This window comes from Pseudomonas sp. MPFS (assembly GCF_022537035.1).
Taxonomy (GTDB): Bacteria; Pseudomonadota; Gammaproteobacteria; order Pseudomonadales; family Pseudomonadaceae; genus Aquipseudomonas; species Aquipseudomonas sessilinigenes.
On sequence record NZ_CP066123.1, the window covers coordinates 1,151,607 to 1,177,947 of the forward strand.

The 26,341-nt window shown below is 63.9% G+C and carries 22 protein-coding genes and 1 pseudogene; 7 read left to right on the forward strand and 16 right to left on the reverse strand.

The features are described from left to right. Positions 1-58: 58 nt before the first annotated feature. From I9018_RS05175 to yaaA, 12 genes and pseudogenes are all read right to left on the reverse strand, one after another. Entirely contained in the window at positions 59-715 is a 657-nt protein-coding gene (locus tag I9018_RS05175) for an alginate O-acetyltransferase AlgF (protein WP_053134255.1), read from the reverse strand. 173 nt (positions 716-888) lie between these two features. Next, positions 889-2,049: pseudogene (locus I9018_RS05180) on the reverse strand (alginate O-acetyltransferase); the annotation flags it as partial. Positions 2,050-2,060: 11 nt separating this feature from the next. Then, entirely contained in the window at positions 2,061-3,638 is a 1,578-nt protein-coding gene (locus I9018_RS05185; RefSeq protein WP_241108884.1) for an MBOAT family protein, read from the reverse strand. 149 nt (positions 3,639-3,787) lie between these two features. After that, entirely contained in the window at positions 3,788-4,912 is a 1,125-nt protein-coding gene (locus I9018_RS05190) for a mannuronate-specific alginate lyase (protein WP_068583220.1), read from the reverse strand. Between the two features lie 8 nt (positions 4,913-4,920). Next, positions 4,921-6,369: an alginate O-acetyltransferase gene (locus tag I9018_RS05195; protein ID WP_241108885.1), complete on the reverse strand. Its 1,449-nt coding sequence runs from the start codon at positions 6,367-6,369 to the stop codon at positions 4,921-4,923. An 11-nt stretch (positions 6,370-6,380) separates the two neighbouring features. Further along, positions 6,381-7,967: a mannuronan 5-epimerase AlgG gene (gene algG / locus I9018_RS05200; protein ID WP_241108886.1), complete on the reverse strand. Its 1,587-nt coding sequence runs from the start codon at positions 7,965-7,967 to the stop codon at positions 6,381-6,383. 26 nt (positions 7,968-7,993) lie between these two features. Continuing rightward, the gene (locus tag I9018_RS05205; protein WP_277398111.1) at positions 7,994-9,472 is read right to left on the reverse strand and encodes an alginate export family protein; all 1,479 of its coding nucleotides are present in this window, start codon (positions 9,470-9,472) and stop codon (positions 7,994-7,996) included. 53 nt (positions 9,473-9,525) lie between these two features. Then, the gene (algK, locus tag I9018_RS05210; protein ID WP_241108887.1) at positions 9,526-10,920 is read right to left on the reverse strand and encodes an alginate biosynthesis TPR repeat lipoprotein AlgK; all 1,395 of its coding nucleotides are present in this window, start codon (positions 10,918-10,920) and stop codon (positions 9,526-9,528) included. Between the two features lie 2 nt (positions 10,921-10,922). Then, the gene (locus I9018_RS05215; protein ID WP_124345800.1) at positions 10,923-12,092 is read right to left on the reverse strand and encodes an alginate biosynthesis protein Alg44; all 1,170 of its coding nucleotides are present in this window, start codon (positions 12,090-12,092) and stop codon (positions 10,923-10,925) included. 35 nt (positions 12,093-12,127) lie between these two features. After that, a complete protein-coding gene (gene alg8 / locus I9018_RS05220; RefSeq protein WP_241108888.1) occupies positions 12,128-13,609 on the reverse strand; it encodes a mannuronan synthase in 1,482 nt (493 codons plus the stop codon). A gap of 95 nt (positions 13,610-13,704) precedes the next feature. Next, positions 13,705-15,021 carry a nucleotide sugar dehydrogenase gene (locus I9018_RS05225; protein ID WP_241108889.1) on the reverse strand — a complete coding sequence of 439 codons (1,317 nt, stop codon included), beginning with the start codon at positions 15,019-15,021 and terminating at the stop codon, positions 13,705-13,707. Between the two features lie 813 nt (positions 15,022-15,834). After that, complete coding sequence (gene yaaA / locus I9018_RS05230) at positions 15,835-16,614, reverse strand: peroxide stress protein YaaA (RefSeq protein WP_068583196.1); 780 nt, start codon at positions 16,612-16,614, stop codon at positions 15,835-15,837. Positions 16,615-16,751: 137 nt separating this feature from the next. Here yaaA and I9018_RS05235 point away from each other — a divergent pair, with 137 nt between their 5' ends. From I9018_RS05235 to I9018_RS05245, 3 genes are all read left to right on the forward strand, one after another. After that, complete coding sequence (locus I9018_RS05235) at positions 16,752-17,876, forward strand: polysaccharide deacetylase family protein (RefSeq protein ID WP_241108890.1); 1,125 nt, start codon at positions 16,752-16,754, stop codon at positions 17,874-17,876. Between the two features lie 359 nt (positions 17,877-18,235). Further along, entirely contained in the window at positions 18,236-19,630 is a 1,395-nt protein-coding gene (locus I9018_RS05240) for a PhoH family protein (RefSeq protein WP_068583191.1), read from the forward strand. 104 nt (positions 19,631-19,734) lie between these two features. Beyond that, positions 19,735-20,652: a LysR family transcriptional regulator gene (locus tag I9018_RS05245; RefSeq protein WP_022642444.1), complete on the forward strand. Its 918-nt coding sequence runs from the start codon at positions 19,735-19,737 to the stop codon at positions 20,650-20,652. Between the two features lie 6 nt (positions 20,653-20,658). Here the strand turns inward: I9018_RS05245 and I9018_RS05250 are convergent, their stop codons facing one another. Continuing rightward, complete coding sequence (locus I9018_RS05250; RefSeq protein ID WP_085596238.1) at positions 20,659-21,105, reverse strand: DMT family transporter; 447 nt, start codon at positions 21,103-21,105, stop codon at positions 20,659-20,661. 188 nt (positions 21,106-21,293) lie between these two features. Here I9018_RS05250 and moaC point away from each other — a divergent pair, with 188 nt between their 5' ends. The 4 genes from moaC (at position 21,294) to I9018_RS05270 (ending at position 23,450) form a co-directional block, all read left to right on the forward strand. Continuing rightward, entirely contained in the window at positions 21,294-21,767 is a 474-nt protein-coding gene (gene moaC, locus I9018_RS05255) for a cyclic pyranopterin monophosphate synthase MoaC (RefSeq protein WP_068583260.1), read from the forward strand. Then, positions 21,764-22,006, forward strand: a complete 243-nt coding sequence (locus I9018_RS05260; protein WP_241108891.1) for a MoaD/ThiS family protein — start codon at positions 21,764-21,766, stop codon at positions 22,004-22,006. The genes moaC and I9018_RS05260 overlap by 4 nt, the downstream gene beginning before the upstream one ends. A 1-nt stretch (position 22,007) precedes the next feature. Beyond that, entirely contained in the window at positions 22,008-22,460 is a 453-nt protein-coding gene (moaE, locus tag I9018_RS05265; protein WP_068583267.1) for a molybdopterin synthase catalytic subunit MoaE, read from the forward strand. A 213-nt stretch (positions 22,461-22,673) separates the two neighbouring features. After that, on the forward strand, positions 22,674-23,450 hold the full coding sequence (locus I9018_RS05270; RefSeq protein WP_068583269.1) for an ABC transporter substrate-binding protein: 777 nt from the start codon (positions 22,674-22,676) through the stop codon (positions 23,448-23,450). A gap of 52 nt (positions 23,451-23,502) precedes the next feature. Here the strand turns inward: I9018_RS05270 and I9018_RS05275 are convergent, their stop codons facing one another. The 3 genes from I9018_RS05275 to I9018_RS05285 all read right to left on the reverse strand — a co-directional run bounded on the left by I9018_RS05275 (position 23,503) and on the right by I9018_RS05285 (position 26,328). Then, complete coding sequence (locus tag I9018_RS05275) at positions 23,503-24,132, reverse strand: transcriptional regulator (RefSeq protein ID WP_068608077.1); 630 nt, start codon at positions 24,130-24,132, stop codon at positions 23,503-23,505. 85 nt (positions 24,133-24,217) lie between these two features. Then, on the reverse strand, positions 24,218-25,345 hold the full coding sequence (locus tag I9018_RS05280; RefSeq protein ID WP_068583471.1) for an FAD-binding oxidoreductase: 1,128 nt from the start codon (positions 25,343-25,345) through the stop codon (positions 24,218-24,220). Positions 25,346-25,374: 29 nt separating this feature from the next. Further along, on the reverse strand, positions 25,375-26,328 hold the full coding sequence (locus I9018_RS05285; protein WP_241108892.1) for an ornithine cyclodeaminase family protein: 954 nt from the start codon (positions 26,326-26,328) through the stop codon (positions 25,375-25,377). Between the last annotated feature and the right edge of the window lie 13 nt (positions 26,329-26,341).

Consider the following 26,341-nt stretch of genomic DNA (forward strand, 5'->3'; position numbering starts at 1 on the left):
CGACAAGTTAAAAGCTCTTCACTTGCCGCTTGAGGCTTGTGGCTGATAGCTCGCGCGATTAGCGCGTTGATACGGGGCGCTTGACCCAGACCGGCGACAGGTTGCTGCCGTTGCCGGTGACGTAGAGCACCGCCGCTTCGCCGCGCTCCAGGGCCACGGGCTTGAGGTCGCTGACCTTCTTCTGGCCGTCGTACAGGGCGAAGCTGACCTTCACCGGGTTGATTTCGCGTTCGCCGCGGCCCTTGGCGGCCACGGCCTGGACCACGTCGGTCTTGCCGTCGGCGGTCTTGAGCGTCAGGGCCTGGTCGCTGAGGTTCTGCACCCGCACCAGGGATTTCTGCTTGTTCTTGAACGGCGGCTCCTCGATCAGTTGCGGCTGGCCGCTGGCGTTGTTGACCAGGGTGTAATAGTGATCGGCGGCCAGTTTCACCGGCACGCTCTGGCTGCCCAGCTTGGCGGTGTAGTCGCCGCCGGGCATGAAGCTGAAGTCGCTGCTGGCCAGGGGCGCGACGTCGTTGACGTTGGTGCTGCCGATGGTGGCGCTGACTTCGCTGTTGCTGGCGTTGTAGATGCGTACGAAGGTCGAGCCCTTGGGCGCGGTGGGGCCGTACAGCGCGGCGTCGCCCCCGGCGAAGGCGGGCAGGGACAGGACGCTCATGCCGGCAGCCAGGGTGATGGCCTTGGCGAGACGACGCGGATTGATAGTGAAAGTCATGGGTGTCACCTCTCTTTTCAGTTGTGTGCCCGGTCGGGCGTCTCGGATGTGTTGAGTGCCACAGTTTGTTGGCCGGGCTGGATAGAAGCTGCTGCGCTCGGCAATCCAGCGTTAAAAACAGGCTCGGACCGCTCATTTACAGCTCGTAAACTCCGCGTCCTCGCCTGTTTTTGCTTTGTCTTGCCTTCGCTCGCGACGCTTCTATCCGGCCCAGCTTGGGCACCGGCTTGCTTGAGCTCTGCGACCCACTGCGGGTCGGCGTCGCCAATTTCGTTGTTCACCGGCAGGTAGCGTTCAGGGAATTCCCAGATCAGCACCTGGGGCGGGTGGTTCTTGAAGTCGTCGCTTTTGAGGTAGCTGAGCATCGGCAGGATCGGGCCGTGGCCGTCCTCGGCGTAGCTCAGCACATCGCTGTGCAGGGCCTGCTTGAGGGCGCCGACAAAGTTCCAGTTGGGGTTGGCGCTGTAGCTGGTGCCCACCAGGGTCACGGGCACTTCGTGGTCGGCGAACAGGTTGTCTGCGGCGCCGGCTTGCTCCCCGGCGGCGTGGGTCTCACGTTTTTGCAGGGGTTCCTGGGCCGGCATCAGGTTCTCGAACAACGGGTCCAGGGGCAGGAAGCGGCGCAGGTCGCCCTTGTGCTTGACGGTCTCCTGGGTCTGGGTGATGAAGCGTTGTGGCTGGCCACTGAGCGGGGTCTTGGCGGCGATGGCCTGGGCCAGTTGGTGGGCGACGACTTCGGCGCCGGCCGGCGTCCAGTGGGTGTCGGTGCGCAGGAACACTGGCTGGCCCTGTTGCTTGGCCTGTTGCAGGGGCCCCAGCAGGTCGGGGGCGAGGATCTTGTCGGCGGCCACCCGGGCATGGAAGTCCTGGTAGAGGTTGGCGTGGATGCGCGCCGGGCGCACGGCGTCCAGGTGTTCCGGATACAACCGCACCTTGGCCGGGACGATCGCCATCACCAGTTTCACCCCGTGCTGCTTCAAGGTCTGGCGCACACCCTCGACCAGGGCGTAGTTGCCCTGCAGGTTGAGTTCCTCGTTGACCACCGGATGGAATTCTTCATCGCTGTACAGCCACTGGTCGCGGCCGAGGATCACCCCCGGACGACCCTCGTTGAACAGCTTGAAGTCCAGCGCGGCCCAGAGGTTGGTACCCAGGCGCTTGATCGGGAACTGGTCGTCGTAGTGGGTTTCCACGGCCTTGGTCCAGCGCCCGTTGAGCACGGTGGCGTCACTGTTGGTGCTGAAGCCGAAGAAGCTGCGCGCCGACCACAGACCCAGGACCAGCAGGGTCACCAGGAACAGTGCGACGTAGAACAGGCGTAATGAGCGGGTCATGGGCGGCCTCCTCAGAACTGGAAGTACAGGAACGGCGAAAAGCTTTGCGCCGAGAGTTTGAGAATCGAGGCGATGAACAGCAGCAGCACCAGGGCGCGCATGGCATAGCGCGACCAGTCGGCGCTCCAGTAGGCCGGTTGCACCTGGGCCTCGCGGCCGACGATGTAGCCCGGCTGGTGGATGCTGCCGGGGTTGTCGCCGGGTGCTGCCTTGATCAGGCCGGGTTGGGCAGTGGCCGGGCCATCGGCCTGGGTGTCCAGGGCCGGGCCGGTTTCGGGCTTGCCCTTGGTCGGCGCCGGGTTGCGATACAGGTCGCGCAGGCCGAAGAACGCCAGGGTCAGGTAGGCCACGACCAGGGTCGCCACTTGCAGGCCGGTGAGGCTGGCGCGGTTGAGTTCCGACAGCGACCAGTCGCCGAAGCTGAACATGGCGCCGTACATGCGCCCGGCCACGTGCAGGTTCTCGGCGCGGAAGATCACCCAGCCCATCACCACCAGCAGGAAGGTCAGGGCCCAGCGGATCGGGTTGAGGCTGCGTGGGCTGGTACTGATGCCCAGGGCCTTCTCGATGGCCAACCACATGCCGTGCCAGGCGCCCCAGACGATGTAGGTGAAGTTGGCGCCGTGCCACAGGCCGCCCAGGAGCATGGTCAAGAACAGGTTGCGATAGGTGATCAGGGTGCCTTTGCGATTGCCGCCCAGGGTGATGTACAGGTAGTCGCGCAGCCAGGTGGACAGGCTGATGTGCCAGCGCCGCCAGAACTCGGTGATCGACTGGCTGATGTAGGGCTGCTTGAAGTTCTCCATGAAGCGAAAGCCCATCATCAACCCCAGGCCGATGGCCATGTCGCTGTAGCCGGAGAAGTCGAAGTACAGCTGCGCGGTGTAGGCCAGGGCGCCCAGCCAGGCGTCACCCGTGGTGGGGTGTTGCAGGGCGAAGCAATGGTCGGCGACCACCGCCAGGGTGTCGGCGATGAACACCTTCTTGATGAAGCCCTGCATGAAGCGCGTGCAGCCTTCGGAGAACTTGTCCAGGGTGTGGGTGCGGTGGTTGAACTGGTCCGCCAGGTCGCGAAAGCGCAACACCGGGCCGGCGATCAGGTGCGGGAAGATCGCCACGAACGCTGCGAAGTCGATCAGGTTGCGGGTCGCCGGGGTGTCGCCGCGGTAGACGTCGATGATGTAGCTGATGGACTCGAAGATGTAGAACGAGATACCGATCGGCAACAGCACGTGGGTCAGGATGAACGGCTCCAGGCCCATGGAGGTCATGATCGCGTTGAGGCTTTCGACGCCGAAGTTGGCGTACTTGAAGTAGCCGAGAATGCACAGGTCCACCGCCACTCCCAACAGCAGCCAGCGCTGGGCGGGCTTGGTCCTGACGCCGGCGGCGCCGACCTTCAGGCCGATCCAGTAGTTCCACAAGGTGACCGCGGCGAACAGCGCGAGGAAGTCCACCCGCCACCAGGCGTAGAACACGTAGCTGGCGATTAGCAGCAACAGGTTGCGATAGCGTTGCCCGCTCACGTAGTACAAGCCGAGGAACACCGGCAAGAACAGGAACAGGAACACATTGGATGAGAAAACCATCCCGAGCTCTCCATGTTTAACCAATAGTCAGGGGCCGCAGCCCCCCCAAACCCCCCCGTGGAAAACCATGGGAGGCGTATTGCATTCACCGACGCCGTCCGGCGTGCGCATCAACCCTCACAACGTCCCCTGTAGGTTCTGTGCATGGCCTACAGGCCTTTGTTGCCCTTTTCATGGTTCGGGTCGTAGACCTTGGTCAGGTCGCCGCCCAGGCGGAAGGTCTTGAACGGCTGCATCTTGTGCTTGCGTTCCAGCACATCCGGGGCGCAGGTGTAGAGGCTGCAGAAGGGCTCGAGCCAGGCGAATTTCGCGTCGACCTTGAGGTCGGTCATGTCCTGCTGCTTGCCGTTCTTGCGCTCGAAGGTGTCCGGGTCCTTGACCCCGGCCAGCACCCGCTCGCCCAGGCGCTTGAGCGCGCTGTTGTTTTCCTGACGCAGATCGACGCCGTTGACCTGGGCGAAGCTGGCGATCATCGCCAGCGGCGGCAGGGCGTAGTTGTGGTAGGCCAGGGCCCGTTGCTGGCGCTTGAGTTCGTTGGGCAGGTAGCCGTCGGCGTCGACCTGGCCTGCGCCGACCTTGTATTCCTTGACGGCCCAGTCGAACAGGTCGCGGCGGTTGGTGGCCACGGCGGTGGCCATTACCGACCAGGCGGCCCAGTAGGAATGGTTGTTGGTCTTGTCCAGGGGCAGGTTGTCCCAGTCGCTGACCACCTGGTCGGCCATCTTGCCGAACCAGGCCTCGATCTTCTGCGCCTGCTCCTGGTGAGTGGCCAGGGGATGGGAGTCGGAGAACTTCAGCCGCAGGTAGGCCGAGGCCATGCTGCCCAGGGCCCATTTGCGCATGGACTTGCCGGTGTGGTTGAAGTCCTTGGACATCAACGCGTCGGCCTGGGCCCAGGCACTGAGCCAGTTCAGGGTGCAGTCCAGCTGCTGCGGGCGACCGTCGCGCATGAACTGCATGACCTGCTTGCTGGTGCCGCGCTCGATCTTGGTGATGTCCGCGGTGCTGTCATGGAAGGCCTGTTGCGATTGCACGTTGAGGGTCGCCCGAGCCTTGTCCGAGCCTTCGTACTTGCTGCGAAACTGCAGGGCGCCGGTGTAGGGGGCCGGCATCGCATCGCAGCCGTCGCTGTTGTCGCCGGTCTTGAACTTGTCCACCGGGGCGTAATAACCCTGGGGCGGGCGCAGCGGCGCGGCGGCCTGGGCACTGCCAGCGACCATCGCCAGCCCCAGCAGGCCCGGTATCAGTAGTTGTGTCACGCGTGTGCTTTGCATGGATAACCTCACTGCCCGATCTGCGCGGTGCGTTGCTCGGCGCTCGGGAACACGTTGCGTTTGCAGATTTTCGCTTCGACCTTCTGCAAGGCGGTGCCGGCCTCGGGGCCCTGGATTTCCACCGCCAGCAGGTTTTGCGCGGCCCAGTCCTCGTCGGTACGCAGTTCGAAGGCGAAGCGCCCGTCGGTGTCGGATGTCTCCGGTTTTTCGATCTTGATGTCCTCGTGCCGGCCGTTCATGTACCAGAGGGTGGCCTGCAGGGTTTTCACCGAGGTGTCGGCGAAGCGGATGTCCACCTGGTGGGCGCTGTTGCGCAGGTCCTTGTTCTGGCTGTTGACCAGCAGCTCGTTCTTGCCGGGCTTCAAGGTGGTGCTGGCGCTCATCTGCGCCGGCTTGCCTTCGCAGCCGTTGTCCAGCAGCGCCATCATCTGCCGGTAGATGGTTTCCTGGTCCAGGCGGTACAGCGGCGAGAACTCCCAGATCAGGATCTTCGGCGGGTTCTTCTGGAACTCCTCGCTGCCCAGGTATTGCAGCATCGAGCCTTCCAGGCCGCCGCCGGGGAAGGCGACGTTGAGGATGTCGGCACCGATGGCCTCTTCCAGGAAACCGGCGAAGTTGTAGTTCTTGCCGCTGTGGCTGGTGCCCACCAGGGTGATCTGCGGGTTGCCGGAGTCGCCGAACAGATCGCCATCGCCGGCCTCGCCCTTGGGTTCGGTGGTGAACTGGTCCATGTACTGGATCGCATAGCTGGTGCCGCACAGCTGCCCGGCCATGTTGTGCAGGGTGCCGGTCTTGCCCATGCGCCCGGACTTGTGGGTCTCGAACTCGCGCCGGGGAACGTCGGCGAACGCCGGCAGGTGCTTGACCTTGTCGGCGACGATCCGCGCCGTGCGCTGGGCGCCGTAGGGGGTCCAGTGCTGGTCGCCACGGAAGTAGAAGTCGTGGGCCGGCAGGGTCTCGGGCAATTGCTCGTCGGTCAGCGGCGACAGGTCCGGGACCACGTAGCCCATCTGCGCGAAACGCCCGAGCATGGCCTTGTAGTTGGCCAGGGCCTTGTCGTAGTCGAAGCGGGCCTTGTCCGCCGGGTTGAGCTTGTTGCGGTTCACCAGGCCGCGGGTCGGCTGGTAGACCACCACCAGCTCCACGCCCTTGCTCTTGAAGGCTTCGTGCAACTGCTTGAGGCGGCGATAGCCTTCGGGTGTGGTGTCGAACTCGGTACGCAAATCCTCCTGGGTACGGAACAGCCAGTCGCCCTGGGCCTGTACCAGGGTGGTGAAGTTCTGCTGGTAGCGGGTCACGTAGTTCTTCGCATCGTGGGCGGCCGGGCACAGGTTGCAGCACGGCTCGGCCTTGAACGACGGCGCGGCGACCTCATCGGCCCGGGCCGTGGCGCTGGCGGCGAGGATGCCCGCGGCGAGGGCCGACAAGCCCAGGAATTTGATCAAGTGTGGGTGCATGCAAGTCATCCTCAATCGCGCATTTCGGTCTGGCGTTCGACGGGGTCGATCAATACGGCTTTGCGCTGGCGTACCAGCAGGTCGAGAATTTCGTCCTGGCGCTCGCCCAGCACGCCGGAGAAGCTGATGCCGCTGCTCTTGGTCGGTGCCAGCATCGACACCCGGTACAGCTCCACGCTCAGGGGCGAGTCGATGGACATCGGTCCGCTGCCGTTGGCCGCCAGCTCGCCGCCGACCACGATCAGCGAGACCTGGGCATCGAACGGGTCGAGCTTGATGTCGCGGTCGGTGTTGGTCAGGTCCTTGATGTGGCCGTAGACCCCGGTCAGGCCGTTGGCCATGGCGATGTTTTCGTACAGGCGAATGTTGACGCTGTTGCGGATGCGGATGCCGTGGCGGCGGTTGCTGACTACCTTGTTGCCGTAGATCAGGTTGTCGGCACTCTCGTAGAGGGTGATGCCGTCGGTGTGGTTGCGGTAGATCTCGTTGTAGGCGATCAGGTTGTTGATGCTGTTGCGGTCGATCACCAGCCCCGAGAGGTGGTTGTCGTAGCTGCGGTTGTTGAAGATGAAGCTGTCGTTCACCTCCCGGGAAATGATGATGCCGTGCTTCTTCCGGGTGCCGTAGACGGTGTTCTCGGCAATGATCAGGCCATGGGAACGGTCGTGGGGGTCGATGCCGTAGACGATGTTGTCGCGGTAGGTATTGCCCTTGAGCACGAAGCCTTCGGTCTCGTAGCAATAGAAGCCGTACCACATGTCCGAGAACGCAGAATCGATGATCCAGCCAGTGGGCTCGGGACGCTTGAGCACCTTGGCCATGTTCGGCGTGTACTGGGAAATGCTCACCCCGTAGGACTTGGAATTGGCGTAGCCGAAGCTCGCCATCTTGCTGTTGGCGATGTAGGTCTGGGTGCCGCCCCAGGCCAGCAGGAAGGGGCGAAACTCCTTGGCCGAGCGGAAGGTCGCCGGGCCGTTGTCCTTCTCGCGCCAGCCGGTGACCTGGGTATCGCGCACGAACAGCTGGCCATCGTTGACCAGGAACGCGCCGGCTTCCTGGGACAGGCGCAGCTCGCGGGTCTGCTGGTCGATCTCCAGGATGCCGTGGCGCCCGACCACGATCGGCAGGCGGGCCAGGTAGACCCCAGGGGCGGTTTCGCTGATGTACTGCTTGGGCAGCTTGCCTGCCAGGTCCTTGAGGTTGACGTAGCCATCGTCGACGAAGATCGCCTGGGGAATGCCGTGCTGGCGCACCACCCATTCGGCCATCTTGTTGTCGCCGCCGATGAAGTCCTTCAGGGCGTCTTCCTGCATCATCCGCCGCACGCTGATCTTGCCCGGCTTGCTGCGCACGATCTTCGCCGCCACGGCTTCGGCGGTGTAGCCGGAAAGGTCGGGCAGGGTCGGCTTGGCCAGGGCCAGCGGTTCGCTGGGGGCGCTGCTGACGGTGTAGGTCTTGGCCTGTTGCAGCTCCTTGACGACGGTCGGCGCCTTGGCCGTCTCGACGTTGCCCAGGGCCGTGCCGCTGGCCAGCAGCAGGGCACCGGCCAGCAGGCCCAGGGAGCCTTTGTGCAGCGGGGTGTGGGGATGGCGATGCATCTGGGGGACTCCGTTCATGGCTGGCCTCAGAAGCGCCAGATCACGTCGATGAAGGCGCGGTGCATATAGGAGTCGACGTCCTTGCCGTAGGCGTCGCCGGGCTTGAACACGCCACCGCGAAAACGCACCAGGGCCGCGGGCTCGTCGATCGACTGGCTCAGGGCCGCCGGCAACAGGCCTTGCTTGAAGTACTTGGTGACCACCAGGTCCATCTCCTGGCCGAGGTCCTTCTTGCCGTCTTGCAGGGGGAGCGAGGTGCTGCCCAGCAGGGCGCCGGTGGTGTCGTCGTAGTTGTTGTCCACCGCGTTGATACCGTTGCTGCCCACCGGCTTGTTGCCGTCCACGCGCCAGAACTTGTGGTAGACCAGGCTGGCGTCGTAGTCCTCGCGCAACTGCCAGGCGCCGAACAGGGTGGCGGTCTGGGTGTTGTTCATTTCGCCCCGGAAGGCTTCGCCGAAGCGGTGGACCCGGGAGCGGGTGCCGGTGAAATTGGAGCGGTTGCTTTGCAGGCCGTTCTGCTCGTACTCGGCGCTGGCCCGGGCATAGGCCGCGCCCACTTGCCAGTTCGGGTCCAGGCGCAGGCGCACCCCCAGGTCGGTGGCCCAGCCGTTGAGGTTGTCCCCGCGCTTGGCCTGGGTCGGGCGACTGCCGTCGGCGTTCAGCGGGTTGACCGTGTCGCGGTCGCCGCGCATGCCGGTGAGGCTGGCCCAGTAGTTGACGGTATTGGTGTTGCGCCAGTTATAGGCGTCGCTGTTGGCCTCCAGGCCGAGCCAGGTCAGGTCGCCGTTCTGCTTCTTGTCCAGCGGGTCGCTGGCGACTCCGGGCTCGGCATAGTCGAGCTTGCCGTCATCGTGGGTGTGATGGGCGCGAATGCCCACCCATTGGCCGGGCGTCCACTGGTAGGCGACGTCGGCGTAGGCGTGCAGGCGGTCCTTGTCCTTGGGCGCCAGTTCCTTGAGGTCGGTGCGGTATTCGCTGAAGCGCTCGGCCAGGCCCAGGTTGGCCCGCAGCAGGGTGGTGTCGAAGGTCCAGTTCAGCGCTTCGATGTTGGTGTCGCGCCATTGGCCGTCGTCGTTGCGCAGGCGCTGGCGGCCGAACTTCAGTTGCTCGCCGGGGTAGGCGGTGAAGCCGCTGTAGCCGACCCAGAACTCGCGCAGGGCCAGGTAGTTCTTCTTGGCCTTGCGGTCGTCGTTGGCCGACTGCTGGCTGGCATCGTCGCTGGATTGTTGCAGGGTGTCGGTCTCGATCACATCGGTGGAGGTCACCGCCTGGCCCATGGCATAGGCGCTCCAGTTGCCGCTTTCGCCATAGACCCAGGGACGCAGGTCCAGGCCGATGCCGTTGACGTCGCCGCCACGCTGGGTACCCAGGTCGCGGTCGTCCTCGGATTGCGCGGTGATCTTCACTTCCAGGCCGAAGTTCTTGGTTTCGCTCAGTGCCGCGAAAGAGGGTGTCGACCAGGCCAGGGCGACGCCCAGGGCCATGCCCAGTTTCGACAGGCGCAAGGGGGCTTGGCGGTCGCAGCCTGCGTCAGCGGCTACAAGGTGAGTAGAGCGTTTCATAGGGGTTCCTCGCCGTCTTCTTCCTGCAGGGCCTGCAGTTGCAGCGTGCTCTGGGCCAGGGTGCCGCGTACGGCCTGTTCCTGTTGCAGCAGGCGCTGGGCTTCGGCGCGTTGGCCGGGGGGCAGTTGTTCATCGAGTTGCTGGGCCAGTTCGTTGGCCTGGGGGGTGTCCTGGACCTTGGCCAGTTGGCTGAAGACGTAGGCATTGACCGGATCGGGGCGGGTGCCGCGGCCCTGGGAAAACAGCTGGGCAATGGCGAAGTCGGCGCTGTTCTGGCCGTTGCGGGCAGCGGTCAGCAGATGGTCCAGGGCCTTTTGCGGATACGCCTGGCCCAGGTAGCCACGGCGGTAGATCTGGCCCAGGTAGTAGTCGGCGGCGACCTCGCGGCCCTGGGCTTGCTTGAAGTGTTGCTCGGCCACCTTGGCATCGGCCGGCACCCACTTGCCCTCGTAGTAGAGCTTGCCCAGCAGCAGCTCGGCGCGGGGCTGGTCGGCGGCGCGGCCGTTGTCCAGGTACTTCATCATCTGTTCGACGTCGCCCAGTTCGGGGAAGTCGTAGAGCAGTTGCGCCAGGCTGACCCAGGACGCCGGGTACACCGGGGCCACTTGCTCGAGCAGGGCCTGGGCGGTTTTCTCGTCGGGCTTGCCGAGGCTGGCGTCGCCCAGGACCCGGGCCACGCTGTCGACCCGCTGGGCGCTGACCGTGCCACGGCCATGGCTGGCTTGCAGTTGCTTGACCAGCTCGGCTTGCTGCTCGGCCTGGCCGCGCTTCTGGTAGACGGTGGCCAGCTCGACGTAGCAGATATCGGTGCTGTTCAAGGAGGCCTTGCAGATTTTCTCCACCTCATCCAGGTGCTGGTCGTAGGTGCCCTGGGTGCGATACAGCAGGACCTGGGCCAGCCCGGCCTCGGGGTAGCCGGCGGCGCGCCATTGGCCGATCTGCCGCTGGGCGTCGACGTTGGGGAAGCTGTGGGGATATTGCAGGTAGAGCATCGCCAGGGGGATCAGGGTGTTGCCTTCGCCGTTGGCGAAGGCCTTCTGCAGCAGGCCCTCGGCTTCGTGCTGTTCGGCGTCGCTGGCCCCGGGCTTGGCTGCCAGCAACCGGCCCAGGCGCGCCTGGGCCCGTGGCGAGGTATCGGCGGCGGCGCGGTAGGTGGCCTCGGCCTGCTTGATCTGCGCCGGGTCGCGGCTCTCCACCTGGATATCCGCCAGGCCCACTTGCGCCTCGCTATAACCCAGGTCCGCCAGCTGGCGATAGTTCTGCTGGGCCAGGGCGGTATCGCCGCGCTTGAGGGCTTCGTTGGCCAGGCGCTGGTCCGGCAGGCCGGCGCAACCGGCCAGGGCCAGGGCAGCCACCAACGGCAACACCGCGAGTTGGGTAGGCGTGTTCATGGTTACAGACCTGCGGCCATGGCTTTGTCGATCAGCCAGTTCATCGAAGGCCCGCGGTCGCTGCTGACCTCCACCGGACGGCCGGCGAACTCGCTGCCCAGTGGCGCGTCGGGCTTGATCTGTACGCGGATATCCGAAGACAGGTCGTTGCCGTTGAGGCTGGTGCTGCTGACGATGGTGCCGGTGCGCACCTGGTCCTCACCGGCGACCTGCAAGTTGACCTTGGTGCCCGGGCGCACGTCGCCGAACTGGCGGTAGGAGAAGCGCGCCTCGACGGTGGCCAGGCTGCCCCGTGGCACCAGTTGGTAGATCACGTCGCCCTTGCTGGCGTACTGACCGTCGGCCACCAGCTGCTGGGCCACGGTGCAGTCACAGGGCGAGGTCAGGGTGCCGGTCATCTGCTTGCCGAACAGCTCCTCGACCTTGGCCGGCTGCAGCTGGTTCTCGTCCAGGTGGCCCTTGAGCACATCCAGCATGCTGGTGCTGAAGCTGGCCAGGGGCGCGCCCTTGGCCACGTTGCCGTTGGCCTGCACCAGGCTTTGCACGGTGCCGTCGCGGGGCATGGTCACGTTCATTCCCGGCACGTTCACCAGGCCGGCCTCGGCGTGGCTGACAAAGTACATGCCATACACCGACTTGAGGATGAAGCCGAAGGCGGCCAGGCCGACGATGAAGATGCCGGCGCTGAAGGTCACGGCCCGCAGGCGGCCCAGGGGGCTCATGCCGCTGCCGTTGTCCTTGCTCTTGCGCGCCTTGGTGAAGTTGTCGCGCTGCAGGGTGGCGAGCACGTCGCCCATGCTGACGAGGTCGCCGGCCAGGTGCGAGGTGATCAGGTGGCGCAGGGTGGCGATGTCCTGGGGTTCCAGGTTCTGGAACTGGCAGCCGACGCGGCCGTTCTGGCGGTCGAAGGAGCGCACTTGCAGCTCCACGTCCATGGCCAGGCCGAGGTTGTCGATGACGAATTGCAGGCGGCCCTTGTGCACGCTGCCCACGGCCAGCATCTGTTGCCCGGCGTTGAAGCTCAGGCCGCCGGCGGAGAGGTCGTGGATCCGCACCTCCAGGGGCTTGGCCTCGGTGCCGAAGAAGCGCAGCTTGGCCGGGATCCTGACCCGGGCGTGCTGGCGCTGGGCTTCGGATTCATGCACTACGTTGACGTTGACGGCGGTGTTCATAGGGTCGATTTCCTAGTTCATTCAGGCAGGGCGGTTCAGACCATCAGCAGCAGTACGGCGACGAATACGCTGCCGGCCGAGAAGGTCATGGTCCGGGACGACCAGGTGTTGAACCAACGTTGAAAACTGGCGAGGTCGCGGGTCAGCTTGGTGTCCTGGCGGGTCCAGGATTGCTGGTCGAGGCGGAAGAACACGTAGATCTTCACCAGGGCCCCGACGATCTGGTTGTAATAGAGGATCAGCGGATAGGCCGGGCCGATCCGGTGCCCCGAGCAGGACAGCAGCAGGGTCAGGATCAGCCGGGTGATGCCGATCCACAGCAGGTAGGCGAGGATGAACGCAGTGCCGTACTTGAAGCTGGCAATGATGGCCACCGTCAGGCCCAGCAGCGAGGTCCACATCGATACCCGCTGGTCGAACAGCACCACGCTGGTGAACAGGCCCAGGCGCTTGATCCCCAGGCCCAGGGCCCGGGAGTTCTGCCGCAGGTTGTTGCCGTACCAGCGGAACATCAGCTTGCGGCTGGCCTTGATGAAGCTCTTCTCCGGCGGGTGCTCCACGGTGTTGATCGCCGCGTCAGGCACGTAGAAGGTGTCGTAGCCCAGGCGCATCAGGCTGAACCAGCTGGACTTGTCGTCGCCGGTGAGGAACTTGAAGCGGCCCAGGCGCCAGTGTTGCAGGGAGTCGCTCTCGACGTCGGCGATGAAGTCCGGGTCGGTGACCACGGTGGCGCGAAATACCGACATGCGCCCGGTCATGGTCAGCACCCGCTTGGACAGGGCCATGGAGCACATGTTGATGTGCCGCTGGGCGAAGCGCAGCTTGTGCCACTCGCTCATGATGTAGCCGCCGCGCACTTCGCAGAATTCGTTGGTGGTCAGGCCGCCGACATTGCCGAACAGCTGGAACCAGGGCACGGTCTTGCGGACCACGCCTTCGGCCAGCACGGTGTCGCCGTCGATCACCGCGACCACGGCGCGCTCGTCCGGCAGGTGGCGGGAGATGGCACGGAAGCCAAAGGCCAGGCCGTCGCGCTTGCCAGTGCCGGGAATGCGCACGAAGTCCAGTTTGACCCGCTCGGGCGGGTTCATCCGCGCCCACAGGCTCTTGATCAGCAGCTCGTCGGACATCTCCACGATCGAGCAGACCACGGTGGTGGGAAAACCGCAGTCGATGGCCTCGCGGATCACCGAGCCGTAGACCTGGGCGGTGGTCAGCGCCTCGATGCGAAAGCTGGTGACCATCAGGTACACATGGGACGGGTCGGCCGCCTTGCCGAGCTTGCGTACCTTGCGCCGCAGGTGCGGGTAGACCACGTAGAGGAACAGCATGCCGCGCACAAAATGCGTGGCGCCCATGGAGTAGCGCCAGATGCCCACGGCACCGATCAGGAAGATGAAGTCCTTGGACTGCGAGTCGAAGGTCGAGGCGGGCAACAGCAGGGCCATCCCCATCAACAGACTCAGGTAGAACAGCCAACCGGCGGCCTGGAGCAGGCAGTGTTTTAGCCTGTGCATAATCAACGTCCTAAAATCAGTTGCAAGCTCCAAGCGGCAAGCTGCAAGCGCGGTGCTCATACTTGCGGCTTGACGCTCGGAGCTTGCCGCTGCCGTTACCAGCAAATGCCTTCGGTACGGCCCTGGGGGCAGGTGCCCTTGGACATGAAGCCCACCAGGTCGATGACCTGCTTGCCGTGGGGGACGTCCTCGACCAGGGCGCGGAACTTCTCGTCGCGGTTGCCCAGGATGATCAGATCGGAATGGTCGATCACCGCGTCGAAGTCCGAGTTGAGCAGGGACGAGACGTGGGGGATCTTCGATTCGATGTAGTCCTTGTTGGCGCCGTGGACCCTGGCGTACTCGACGTTGCTGTCGTAGATGCGCAGGTCGAAGCCCTTGCCGATGAGCATTTCCGCCAGCTCCACCAGCGGGCTTTCCCGCAGATCGTCGGTGCCGGCCTTGAAGCTCAGGCCGAGCAGGGCGACCTTGCGCTTGTCGTGGCTTTCGACGATGTCGAAGGCGTTCTGCACCTGGGATTCGTTGCTGCGCATCAGCGAGTTGAGCAGTGGCGCCTGTACGTCCAGGGCACCGGCGCGGTAGGTCAGGGCGCGCACGTCCTTGGGCAGGCACGAGCCGCCGAAAGCGAAGCCCGGGCGCATGTAGTACTGGGACAGGTTGAGGGTCTTGTCCTGGCAGACCACGTTCATCACCTCGCGGCCATCGACGCCCACCGCCTTGGCGATGTTGCCGATCTCGTTGGCGAAGGTGACCTTGGTCGCGTGCCAGACGTTGCAGGTGTACTTGATCATTTCGGCGACCTCGATGTCCTTGCGGATGATCGGCGCGTCGAGTTCTTCGTAGAGCGCTTGCAGCACATCGCCGGAGGCCTGGTCGAGCTGGCCGATGACGGTCATGGGTGGGAAGTCGTAGTCCTTGATCGCGGTACTCTCGCGCAGGAACTCGGGGTTGACCGCGACGCCGAAGTCGACGCCGGCCTTCTTGCCCGAGCAGTCCTCGAGGATCGGGATCACCACGTTCTTCACGGTGCCCGGCAAGACGGTGCTGCGTACCACCACCGTGTGGCGGGTGGCTTTGTCGCGCAGGACGAGACCGATTTCGCGGCACACCGATTCGATGTAGTCCAGTTCCAGGTCGCCGTTCTTCTTGCTCGGGGTACCGACGCAGATCATCGACAGGTCGGTATCGCGGATGGCTTCGGCGAAGTTGGTGGTGCCGCGCAGGCGGGCCGTGCGGACTCCCTGCTCCAGAAGTTCACCCAGGCCCGGCTCGACGATCGGCGACTTGCCGGCGTTGATCAGGTCGATCTTGTCTTTGGAGATATCTACGCCAACCACTTCATGGCCCCGGGCGGACAGGCAACCGGCACAGACTGCACCGACGTAACCCAAACCAAATATGCTGATGCGCATCGCATTTACCTCTGTGTTATTCACGCCATTAGATGGCCGGAGTTAATGTTTGCCAGCTGTAGTTGTGCACTGGGAAGTACGGAGAAAGACACCGTAATATCCTGTGCAGGCAGACTAAGTTCCGAGTGACTTAATATTTGCACTCATGTTGTGCGCAACTGATCCTTGTTGTTTGGATGTGCCCTTGAATGTTGCCGGCGGCTCCTGCTGCAGGACTCCCGAAAAACCATCCGTGTTCCTGTGGATGGCTGGATGCCACGTGGTTCGTGATCTCCAATTGCTTGTTGGGAGGCCTTGAAGGCCAGCTGCTCCTTGGCTTGTTAGGGGATAGTTAGGGGTCTTATCTCCTGTTGTTATTCGGTTAGTTCAAGTTTTCGTTACGCCGCTATAAGCGGTTTCATAACTTGATTAGTTTTTAAGCTGTCCATGTAAGTCATCTCGTACAACGTCGTTGAGAATCGTTACCGGTGGTATGAACGGTCTCCGCAGGCATAGTTCCGGTCCGCTCATCCTGTTTTCTGAAATTTCTTTGAATATTGAAAAAGATGGCACTGCTCGCAATTTGATAGCACTAAGGGTTTCGCCCTTTAGTTATGGGGAGTTAAAGCGGTGGGATATTTTTGTGCCACTACCGGATAAAAAAAGTGGTGCCACTACTGAAAAAAATCACTCTTGTCGAGTGAAAGAAAAGTCATGGAATTACATGAAGTTTTTATGGCGTCATTAAAATGACGATTTTTAGCGAGGAAATGTGCACATGATCACATTCTGGCGCGCTCGCCAGGAGCCGGCGAGCGCGGTAGGGGACGCGCTTTACTCCGGTGCGTGGTCGCGCAGGAACACCAGGTTGTCGGCCTTGGATTGTTCGGCGCTGAAACGGTAGCCCTGGACGTCGAACTGCTTGAGTTGGGCCGGGTCGTTGATGCGTTCCTGGATCACGAAGCGGCTCATCATGCCCCGGGCCTTCTTGGCATAGAAGCTGATGATCTTGTACTGGCCGTTCTTCAGGTCCTTGAACTCGGTATTGATGATCCGCGCCTGGAGGGCTGTGCGCTTGACCGCCGAGAAGTATTCGTTGGACGCCAGGTTGAGCAACAGGTCGTCGCCTTGCTCGGCCAGGGCTTCGTTGAGCCATTGGCTGATGCGAGTGCCCCAGAACGCATACAGGTCCTTGCCCCGGGCGTTGGCCAGCTTGGTGCCCATTTCCAGGCGATAGGGTTGCATCAGGTCCAGGGGGCGCAGCAGGCCATAGAGGCCGGAGAGCATGCGCAGGTGCTGCTGGGCGTAGTCGAAGTCCGCCTCGCCCAGGGTCTGGGCATCGAGCCCGGTGTAGACGTCGCCCTTGAACGCCAGCAGGGCCTGCTTGGCGTTGGCGGGGGTGAAGGCCGGGGTCCAGCTGCCGAAGCGTGCGGCATTGAGGCCGCCGATCTTGTCGGAGACGTGCATCAGCTCGCTGATCTGCGCCGGGGTCAGTTCCCGCAGTTGCTGGATCAGTTCCTGGGAGTGGTCGAGGTATTGCGGCTGGGTAAAGCGCTGGGTTACCGGCGGGGTCTCGTAGTCGAGGGTCTTGGCGGGTGAAATCACCATCAGCATGGGGCGTCTCCTTTAAGCGTCGGGGGATTCTAGGGGCTCGGGCCGTCGGACTCCACCTATCGAGGCAATAGCTGACGCGTGGCGCAGGTGGGGATCGGCTATAGTGCCGCGCGGGTTCTGTTCTGGAGGCATCCCTTTTGCGTATCGCGTTTTTCTTTTCGGCCTGGCTTTTGAGTGTGAGTGCGCTGGCGGCGCCCAATGATGTGGCGACCCTGGACCGCAGCACCTGGCCGGAAAAGCTCGACAGCCCGACCCTGTTCGACGTTGCCTCGCGAGCGGAGATCCTCACGTTCGCTCGTGCCTTGCTGGTCAGCGAGGCCTGGGACGAGGCCTCGTTGAAGCAGCGCCTGGGGCTGCGCATGATCAACATGGAGGCCATCGGCAGCCTGCGTGAACAGCTGTGGAAGCGCCTGTTGGAGAACTACGACTTCGCCCAGCAGAGCTGCGACCAGGACGCCTCCTTCTGTTTCCTGGTGGAGAACATGCAGCAGCTGCGCAAGCAGGCCGGCAAGTTCCAGCTGGGCGAGGATTCCTATTACGCCCGCTGGGGCGAACCGAGCCGGACCTTCCATGAACAGTACTTGGACGAATTGTTGCGCAAGGCCGCCCTGGCCCCGCAGACCAGCAGCGAGGTCTTGCGCCTGGGCGACTACGAGCGCAATGGCGACGAACTCCATGACCGGATGTTCCTGCTGACTTTCGACAGTGCCGCCAACCTGGCGCCGGACAACACCGCCTGGCTCACCGAGTACCTGCGCAAGTCCAACCTCAACGGTACCTTCTTCGTCCTGGGCAACGATATCCAGAGCCGCCTGAACCTGGCTTCGGTGGCCAGCCTGCAGTCCTTGTATTCGCGTCAGTGCGTTGGCGTCCAGGGCTGGGAGTTCCGCTCCCATAGCCATTGGCAGGATTGGCAGTACTCGATCCAGCGCAGTGCCGACCTGGTCAAGGGCAAGCTGCCGGAAAACTACGTGCCGCTGTTCCGCCCACCCATGGGCCAGCGCCGGGCAGACGCCCAGGCCTTCTTCAATGCCCAGGGCATGCAGGTGGCGTTGTGGGACATCGATGCCCAGGACGGCCCGGGCAAGCTCAAGGCCCAGGAGAGCGGCCAGCGGGTACTGACCCTGATGCTGTTGTGGCGCCGTGGAGTGATTGCCTTCAATGCCAAGCAGGATGGGGTCAAGGTCAGCCTGCCCTGGTTGCTGGGACAGACCGCGCAAAGCGGGATCGGTTGGGAAGACTGCCAGGATGCGTTTCGCTGAAAAACGCAAAATGCCCGTAAATACGGGACAGGGGCAGGAAAACCAGGGGAAAATGGCAAATCCGCAAGGGATTTCGAGGCAGGCGGACTTCCGACTTTAGCGGCGCCCGGGCCGCTCGCCAAGGGCTATTCGTCACTCTGAAAAATAAACATCAAAAAAGCGTCAAAGTGCTTTTTCCTGTCACGCTTTTTGGAGTATTACGGACTCAGACCGCCGAAACCTGCGACACAGGTGGCGTCTCCCAAGACTCCTTGTGTGTGCGGCTCACCTCCAACCCGGATGGGTGGATTTCGGTGGTTCTTCGAGGCGCGATACCCGATGGTATGGCGTCGACTGGCTCCCACATAAGGTGACCGAGTATGGATGACCGCGGACGCAGCCCTTCCTCCAACCAGCCAATCCTTTACGTACTCGATACCAATGTATTGATTCACGATCCCAACGCCCTGCTGAATTTCGAAGAACACCATGTCGTGATCCCGATGACCGTCCTGGAGGAGCTGGACAAGCTCAAGAGCGGGCATCACAGCGTGGCCGCCGAGTGCCGCCAGGCAATTCGCCTGATCGACAAGACCCTGGGCGAGGCCTCGCCCGAGGATGTCGAGCTGGGGGTGCCGATCCAGCGTGGCAAGGGCGATCCGAAGGGCTTGCTGTCGATCCTGATGAGCAAGCGCAACGAGCCCAACAGCCTGCTGCCGGACAACCTCAACGACAACATCATCATCAACCAGTTGGTCGATCTGCACGCGCGCAACAAGGACTTGTCCGTGGTGCTGGTGACCAAGGACATCAACATGCGCCTCAAGGCGCGGGCCTGCGGGATCGCCGCCGAGGACTACAGCACCGACCAGCTGGTGGACGACGTGGAGCTGTTGCCCAACGGCTTCCACAACATGAGCGGTTCGTTCTGGGACCGGGTGAGCAAGGTCGAGACTCGCCAGGATCACGGTCGGACCTGGCACCAGGTGCAGTTGAACGATGAGCTGCCGGTGGTGCACATCAATGAGTTCATCATCGACGAGCAGGGCTTCGTCGGCTGGGTCAAGGAAATCCGCGACGGTGTGATGCTGATCCTCGACCTGCACCAGGAGCCCCTGCTGCACCAGGAGGCCTGGGGCCTGAAGCCCCGTGATATCTACCAGGCCCTGGCCTTGTACGCGCTGCTCGATCCGGACATCCACCTGGTCAACCTGTCCGGCGCTGCCGGCTCCGGCAAGACCATCCTGGCCCTGGCCGCTGCCATCGAGCAGACCATGGTCAGCAAGCGCTACCGGCGCATCATCGCCACCCGCAGCGTGCAGGGGCTGGACCAGGAGATCGGCTTCCTGCCGGGCACCGAGGCGGAGAAGATGGAGCCCTGGCTCGGCGCGATCACCGACAACCTCGAGGCCCTGCACATGGATGACGAGAGCACCCATGGCAGCGTCGACTACATCCTCAGCAAGGTGCCGTTGCAGTTCAAATCCCTGAACTACATTCGCGGTCGCAGTTTCCAGCAGAGCCTGATCCTGATCGACGAATGCCAGAACCTCACCCCGCACCAGATGAAGACCATCATCACCCGTGCCGGCGCCGGTTCCAAAGTGGTGTGCCTGGGCAACCTGGCGCAGATCGATACCCCTTACCTGTCGGCCACCAGCTCCGGGCTGACCTACCTCACCGAACGCTTCAAGGACTTCCCCAACGGCGTGCACATCACCCTGCAAGGGGTGCCGCGCTCGATCCTGGCCGAATACGCCGAAAGCCACCTGTAGTTTCCTCCCACACCTGCCACGGGCGGCCTTCGGGCCGCCCGTTTTGCATCCGCCCCCGGCCTCTGGAGTATCCTGCGTTCCCGCCGTGAACCTGGAACGCCCGGATGGCCACTGTTTCCCTGCGTAATATCGACCTGAACCTGTTGGTGGTGCTCGATGCACTGCTGACGGAGAAGCACGTGACCCGCACCGGCGAGCGCCTGCACCTGAGCCAGCCGGCCATCAGCCACTCCCTGGGCAAGTTGCGCTCGCTCCTGGACGACCCGCTGCTGATCCGCCAGGGCAACGATGTGTTGCTCAGCCCGCTGGCCCGCAGTCTGCAAGCGCCGCTCAAGGAAATCCTCAGCCAGATCGAGACCCTGCTGGGCAAGTCCATCGACTTCGACCCGGCCGCTTCCCAGCGCATCTTCCACCTGGCGATGTCCGACTACGGCGCCGCGATCGTGCTGCCCCGGTTACTGGTGCGCCTGCGCCAGGAGGCCCCGCTGATGCGGGTGGTGGTGACCCAGGGCAGCCGCCACGAGATGTTCGAGCAAGTGGTGCAGGGCAAGCTGGACCTGGCCCTGGGGGTGTTTCCCGACCTGTCGGAGGAGGTGGTCAAGGAGGTGCTGTTCGAGGAGACCTTCAGCTGCCTGCTGGATCGCACGACCCTGGGCCCCGATGGCACCCTGGACCTGGCGCAGTACCTGGCCCGGCCGCATTTGCAGGTGTCGATGGATGGCTGTTTCAACGGCGAAGTCGATCATCGCCTGCGGGATAAGGGTTTGCAGCGCCAGATCGTGGTCAGCGTGCCCCATTGGGGCACGGCGCCGGGGATGATCCGTGGCACCGACCTGATCCTCACGGTGGCCAGTCGCACCCTGGATGAGCTGGCGCTGGAGGATGGCCTGGTGCGCCTGGCGCCGCCGATGCAGGTGCCGGCGTTCAATTTCGTCCAGGTCTGGCATGGGCGCTCCCGTGACGACCCGGCCCATGCCTGGCTGCGCGAGCAGATCCGCCTGGCCAGCGTGGCCGGACCCTGAGGAGGCTCAGCCGCGGACGGTGATCACGAAACCGCCAATCACCACCAGCACGCCGAAGAGCTTTTGCAGGCTGATGTCCTTTTGCGGCAGGCCCACCAGGCCGAAGTAATCGATGATCAGCGAGATCAGCAACTGGCCGATGATCACCGCCATGATGAAGTTGAGCGCTCCCAGGCGTGGCGCCATCAGCAGCGCCACGGTGATGTAGAGCACTCCGGCCAGGCCGCCGAGCCAGATCCACCAGGGCCCTTGGGCGGCGGCCAGCAGGTTGGGCCGGGGCACCTTGATGAACAGCAGCAGGACGCCCAGGGCCAGCAGGCTCACCAGCAGCGAGAGGCCGGTGGCCCAGAGCGGATGCCCCAGCAGGCTGCCCAGCCGGGCGTTGGTTCCAGCCTGCAGGGGCACGGCGAAACCGGCGAGCAGGCTGAGCAGGATCGGGATGAGCAAGGCCATGAAGAAGTTCCTCTGTGTCGTTGCCTGACCTTGTACGCGGATGCCGGCAGCGGCTCCAATTCGCTGTTCTGATGCGGGCCATTCGTCGGGTCGATTCCGGGCCGCAGGGCCCTGGTGGCGGCAGATTGTCCCGTGCGGAAAACTGACCGGCGGGTTTACAATCGCCCCACCTGATCAGGAGTAACGCCGTGCTGACTCATCTCGATTCCCAAGGGCGCGCCAATATGGTCGACGTCACCGACAAGGCCGTGACGTTTCGCGAAGCGACGGCCGAAGCCCGGGTGCGCATGCTCCCGCAAACCTTGCAGATGATCGTCAGCGGCGGTCATCCCAAGGGCGATGTGTTCGCCGTGGCGCGGATCGCCGGGATCCAGGCCGCGAAGAAGACCAGCGACCTGATTCCCCTGTGCCATCCGTTGATGCTCACCAGCGTCAAGGTCGAGCTGCGTGCCGAGGGCGAGGACAGCGTGCACATCGTGGCGCGCTGCAAGTTGTCGGGGCAGACCGGGGTGGAGATGGAGGCGCTGACCGCCGCCAGTGTCGCCGCGCTGACGATCTACGACATGTGCAAGGCCGTGGACCGGGGCATGATCATCGAGGGCGTGCGGGTGCTGGAGAAACTCGGCGGCAAGAGCGGCCACTACCAGGCGGAGCCGGCATGAAGATCAAGGTGAAGTTCTTTGCCCGTTATCGCGAGGCCATCGGCCTGGATGAAACCCTGGTCGACGGCGAGTTCCGTACCGTCGAGGATGTGCGCCAGCACCTGCTGCAAGGCGTGGGCGCCCCGGTGCTGGGGGAGCAGAACCTGATGTGCGCGCGCAACGAGGAGTTGTGCCAGTTGGCCGAACCCCTGGCCGACGGCGATGAGGTGGCGTTCTTTCCCACCGTGACCGGAGGCTGACATGGGCATTCGGGTACAGGACGCGGCATTCGATCCCGGTGCCGAACTCAATGCCATGCACGCGGCCAATGTCGGCGTTGGCGCGGTGGTGGGCTTCGTCGGCTACGTGCGTGATTTCAACGATGGCCAGGATGTCCACGGGATGTTCCTCGAGCACTATCCGGGCATGACCGAGAAGGCCCTGGCCAAGATCGCCGAGGAGGCCGGGCTGCGCTGGCCGTTGCTCAAGCTGGAGATCCTGCACCGCATCGGCGCCCTGGCCCCGGGCGAGCCGATCGTCTTCGTCGCCGCGGCCAGCGCCCATCGCCAGGCGGCCTTCGACGCGTGTGCCTTCGTGATGGATTACCTCAAGACCCGGGCGCCGTTCTGGAAGAAGGAACAGACCGCCGATGGCCCGCGCTGGGTCGAGGGCCGACACAGCGACCAGGCCGCCGCCGAGCGCTGGGAAGACTGATCCAGTACACGCCTTGGCGCATTCCTGCGCCTTGCGCAAAACCTGCCAAGCCGCGCGCCTGTTCCTGGTGATCACCAGGTGCAGGCGTTGCCGTGCCCCGTTGACGATGTGTACATTAAAGTCCAGTATGGATTTCAAAGTACAAAACAGCTCTGCCGTTCCACCTCTTCTTTCTGTCTTGCCAAACCAACAACAATTCGCGAGAGAACGAACATGAAAAAACTCCCCCTCATCAGCGGCCTGGTCCTGGGCCTGTTGGCGTGCACCCAGCTCTCGGCCGCCGAGAAGACCCTGCGCTTCGGGATCGAGGCCGCCTATCCACCCTTCGCCTTCAAGACCGCCGAAGGCAAGATCGGGGGCTTCGACTACGACATCGGCAATGCCCTGTGCGCGCAGATGCAGGTCAAGTGCGAGTGGACCGAGGTCGAGTTCGATGGGCTGATTCCATCGCTGAAGGTGAAGAAGATCGATGCCGCGCTGTCGTCCATGACCATCACCGCCGAGCGCCGCAAGTCGGTGGATTTCACCCATAGGTACTACTTCACTTCGTCGCGCCTGGTGATGAAGAAAGGCGCCGTGGTGGACGACCAGTACCAGAGCCTCAAGGGCAAGACCATCGGTGTGCAGCGTTCCACCACCACCGACCGCTACGCCACCGAGGTCCTGGAGCCCAAGGGCATCAAGGTAGTGCGCTATAGCAATAACGAAGAGATCTACATGGACCTGGCGGCGGGACGCCTGGATGCGATCTTCGCCGACACCATTCCGCTGGAGGACTTCCTGTCGATGCCCCGCGGCGCCGACTATGCCTTCGTCGGCCCGGAGCTCAAGGATCCGAAGTATGTCGGCGAGGGCGCCGGGATCGCCGTGCGCAAGGGTAACGAGCAACTGGTGGGCGAGCTGGACAAGGCCATCGCCGGCATCCGCGCCAACGGCGAGTACCAGAAGATCCAGGCCAAGTACTTCAAATCGGATATCTACGGCGACTGATGCCGCAGGCGTTTGCGAGCGATCGCTCCCAGGGGCGCTCGCTCGCCGAGGATCACTGTTCCTTGAGTTCCTTGAGGTGCTTGTACACCGTCGCCCGGCCCATGTTCAGCACGTTGGCCACATAGTTGGCGGCACTCTTGCCCTTGAATGCGCCTTCGGCGTGCAGCGCCAGCACCAGTTCACGCTTGTGGTCGCGGGTCAGCAGGTTCAGGCCCAGCTGGCGCTCGCGCAGCCAGTTGTGCAGGAAGGTATTGATCCGTTCCTGCCAGTCATCGCGAAACAGTGAGTCCGGTTGCGGGATCAGCTTGCTCGGAGACAGGAACAGGTCCAGCGCGGCCTTGGCATTCTCGAACAGCGAGATGTTCAGGTTGATGCACAGCACCGCCAGCGGCTGGCCCTTGGTGTCGCGCAGCACGGTGCTCAGGCTGCGGATCTTCTGGCCGTCCCAGTTGAGCTTTTCGTAGGGGCCGATGTTCCGTTCATCGCTGTCGCCGCTGAGCATGTCTTCCAGGGCCGCATCGTCACCCACTTCACGCTTGGACAGATTGTTGGCGATGTAGTCGACCTTCTGCGTGCGCAAGTCGTGGAGCACCACTTCGGCGTGGGGAAAGAACAGGGTGGCAATGGCGTCGGCGATTGCCCGGAAATTGTCCAGGACAGGGTCCTTGGCGGGTGTGGTCATGGGTGTACTCCTGGCGGCTTCAGCGCCCGCCGCTGGCGGGCGCTGGGAGTGTGCCGCAATCGTCCGGGCGCGTCATCCCGGGGTGTCAGCCCAGGCGGGCGGGGGACAGCATGGCGGTGTCCAGGCCGAAATCAGCCAACTCTTGCGGCAGTGCTGCGCCACGCACCAGGGCGGCGCTGGCCTGGCCCATGGCCGGTGAGGTCTGGATGCCGTAGCCGCCTTGGCCGGCCACCCAGAACAGCCCGGGCACTTGCGGGTCGAACCCGGCCAGCAGGTCGCCATCGCTGACGAAGCTGCGCAGGCCGGCCCAGGTCCGGGTCGGCCGGCGGATGCTCAAGGTCGTGGCTTCTTCGATCTGGTGGATGCCCAGGGCGATGTCCAGCTCTTCGGGCTGTACATCGTGGGGCGGCACCGGGTCGGCATTGGCCGGTGAGCCGAGGAACATGCCGGCATCGGGTTTCATGTAGAAGGATTCGTCGAGGCTGACCAGCATCGGCCAGTGCTGGCAGTCCGGGTCTTGCGGGCCGGCGAAGATGAACGCGGCGCGGCGCTTGGGCTGCAGGCCCAGTGGCCGGGCACCGGCGAGGACGCCGACCTGATCGGCCCAGGCACCGGCGGCGTTGATCAACACCGGGGCGCTGAAGGTCTGGCCGCTGGTGCGTACCAGCCAGTGGCCCTGGGCATCGCGCTCCAGCCCCAGGACTTCGCAATCGGTATGCAGTTGGCCCTGGTTGCGCCGGATGCCACGCAGGTAGCCCTGGTGCAGGGCATCGGTGTCGATGTCGCTGGCAGTCGGGTCGTAGAGGGCGCCGTGGACCTTTTCACGGCGCAGGATCGGCAGGCGCGCGCAAGCTTCGTCGGCGTCGAGCAGTTGCATCTGCGGCACGCTGGCCTTGGCGCTCAGGTACTGGCGCTGCAACTCGTCGGGATCGTTGTCGAAGTCCACGGTCATTTCGCCTCGCGGGCTCAACAGCGGATGCTCGCAGAAGCCTTCGGGCGGTTGGTCGAAGAACGCCCGGCTGGCCAGGGTCAGGGCGCGGACCTGGGGCGTGCCATAGGCGGCGGTGTAGAGTGCGGCGGAGCGGCCGGTGGAGTGATAGCCCGGATGAGACTCGCGCTCCAGCACCAGGACCCGGCCATGGGGCGACAGCCAGTAACCGGTGGAGGCTCCGGCGATTCCGCCGCCGATGATGATGAAATCTGCCTGGATCATGCAAAACTCCGAAAAATACCCATGGGCTGTTACGACTGGCGCTGCAAGTGGTACAGGGCGTTGGCCAGGGCGATGTCTTCCAGGCCCAGCCCGATGGAGCGGAAGAACACATGGCGTTCGCCGTGCGGACGCTTGGCCTGGCCGCTGAGCAGTTCCGGCAGGTCGCCAAGGATCATGTCGCTGTCCCAGTCGTGCTGCTCGCTGGCGACCAGCATCTCGCCGGCCGAGCCTGGGGTGGTGCGCCGATAGTCGCAGTACACCTGCATGTCTGGCAGCGCGGCGGGTGGGACCTCATGGGCACGTGGCGCATTGGTGCTGATGGAGGTGATCAGCGCTGGCTTGTCGAGTTGGCTGGGGTCGATTACCGGCCCGGCGGATGAGGTGCAGAGCAGGATCACATCGGCCTGTTCCAGGGCTTCGTCGCGCTGGCGGGTTATCTCAAGGCGGGGGTCGAGGGCCTTCCAGCGGGCGGAGTCTGCCTCGGACTTGTGCACCAGGTTCGGTGAATAGACGCGGATGCTCTGCCAATCCCGCAGGCCTTGTACATAGCGCAGGTGGGCCTGGGCCACGGGGCCGCTGCCGATGATCGCCAGGCGCCGGGCCGTGGCGTCGGCCAGGGCGTCCACCGCGACTGCCGTAGTGGCCGCGGTGCGTGCGGTGGTCAGTTCGCCCGCATCGCACAACAGCAGCGGTTGGCCGCTGTCCATGGACATCAGCAAGGTCCAGGCGGTGACCAACGGGCCTTCGGCGCGAACGATATAGGGGGAGGTCTTGACCCCATAGACCCGGTCTTCGGCCATGACCCCGAGATAGTTGATGAAGTCCCCGGCGCCCTGGGGGAATTCCACCTGTTGCTGGGCAGGTTGTACGGCGTGACCGGCGGCCAGGTCGCGGAACATCTTGCGCAGGATCTGCGGCACGTCGAGCTGCTCCAGCAACTGGCGGGCCTGGGGCTGGGCAATCACGAATGGCGTACTGGACATCGCGGAACTCCGT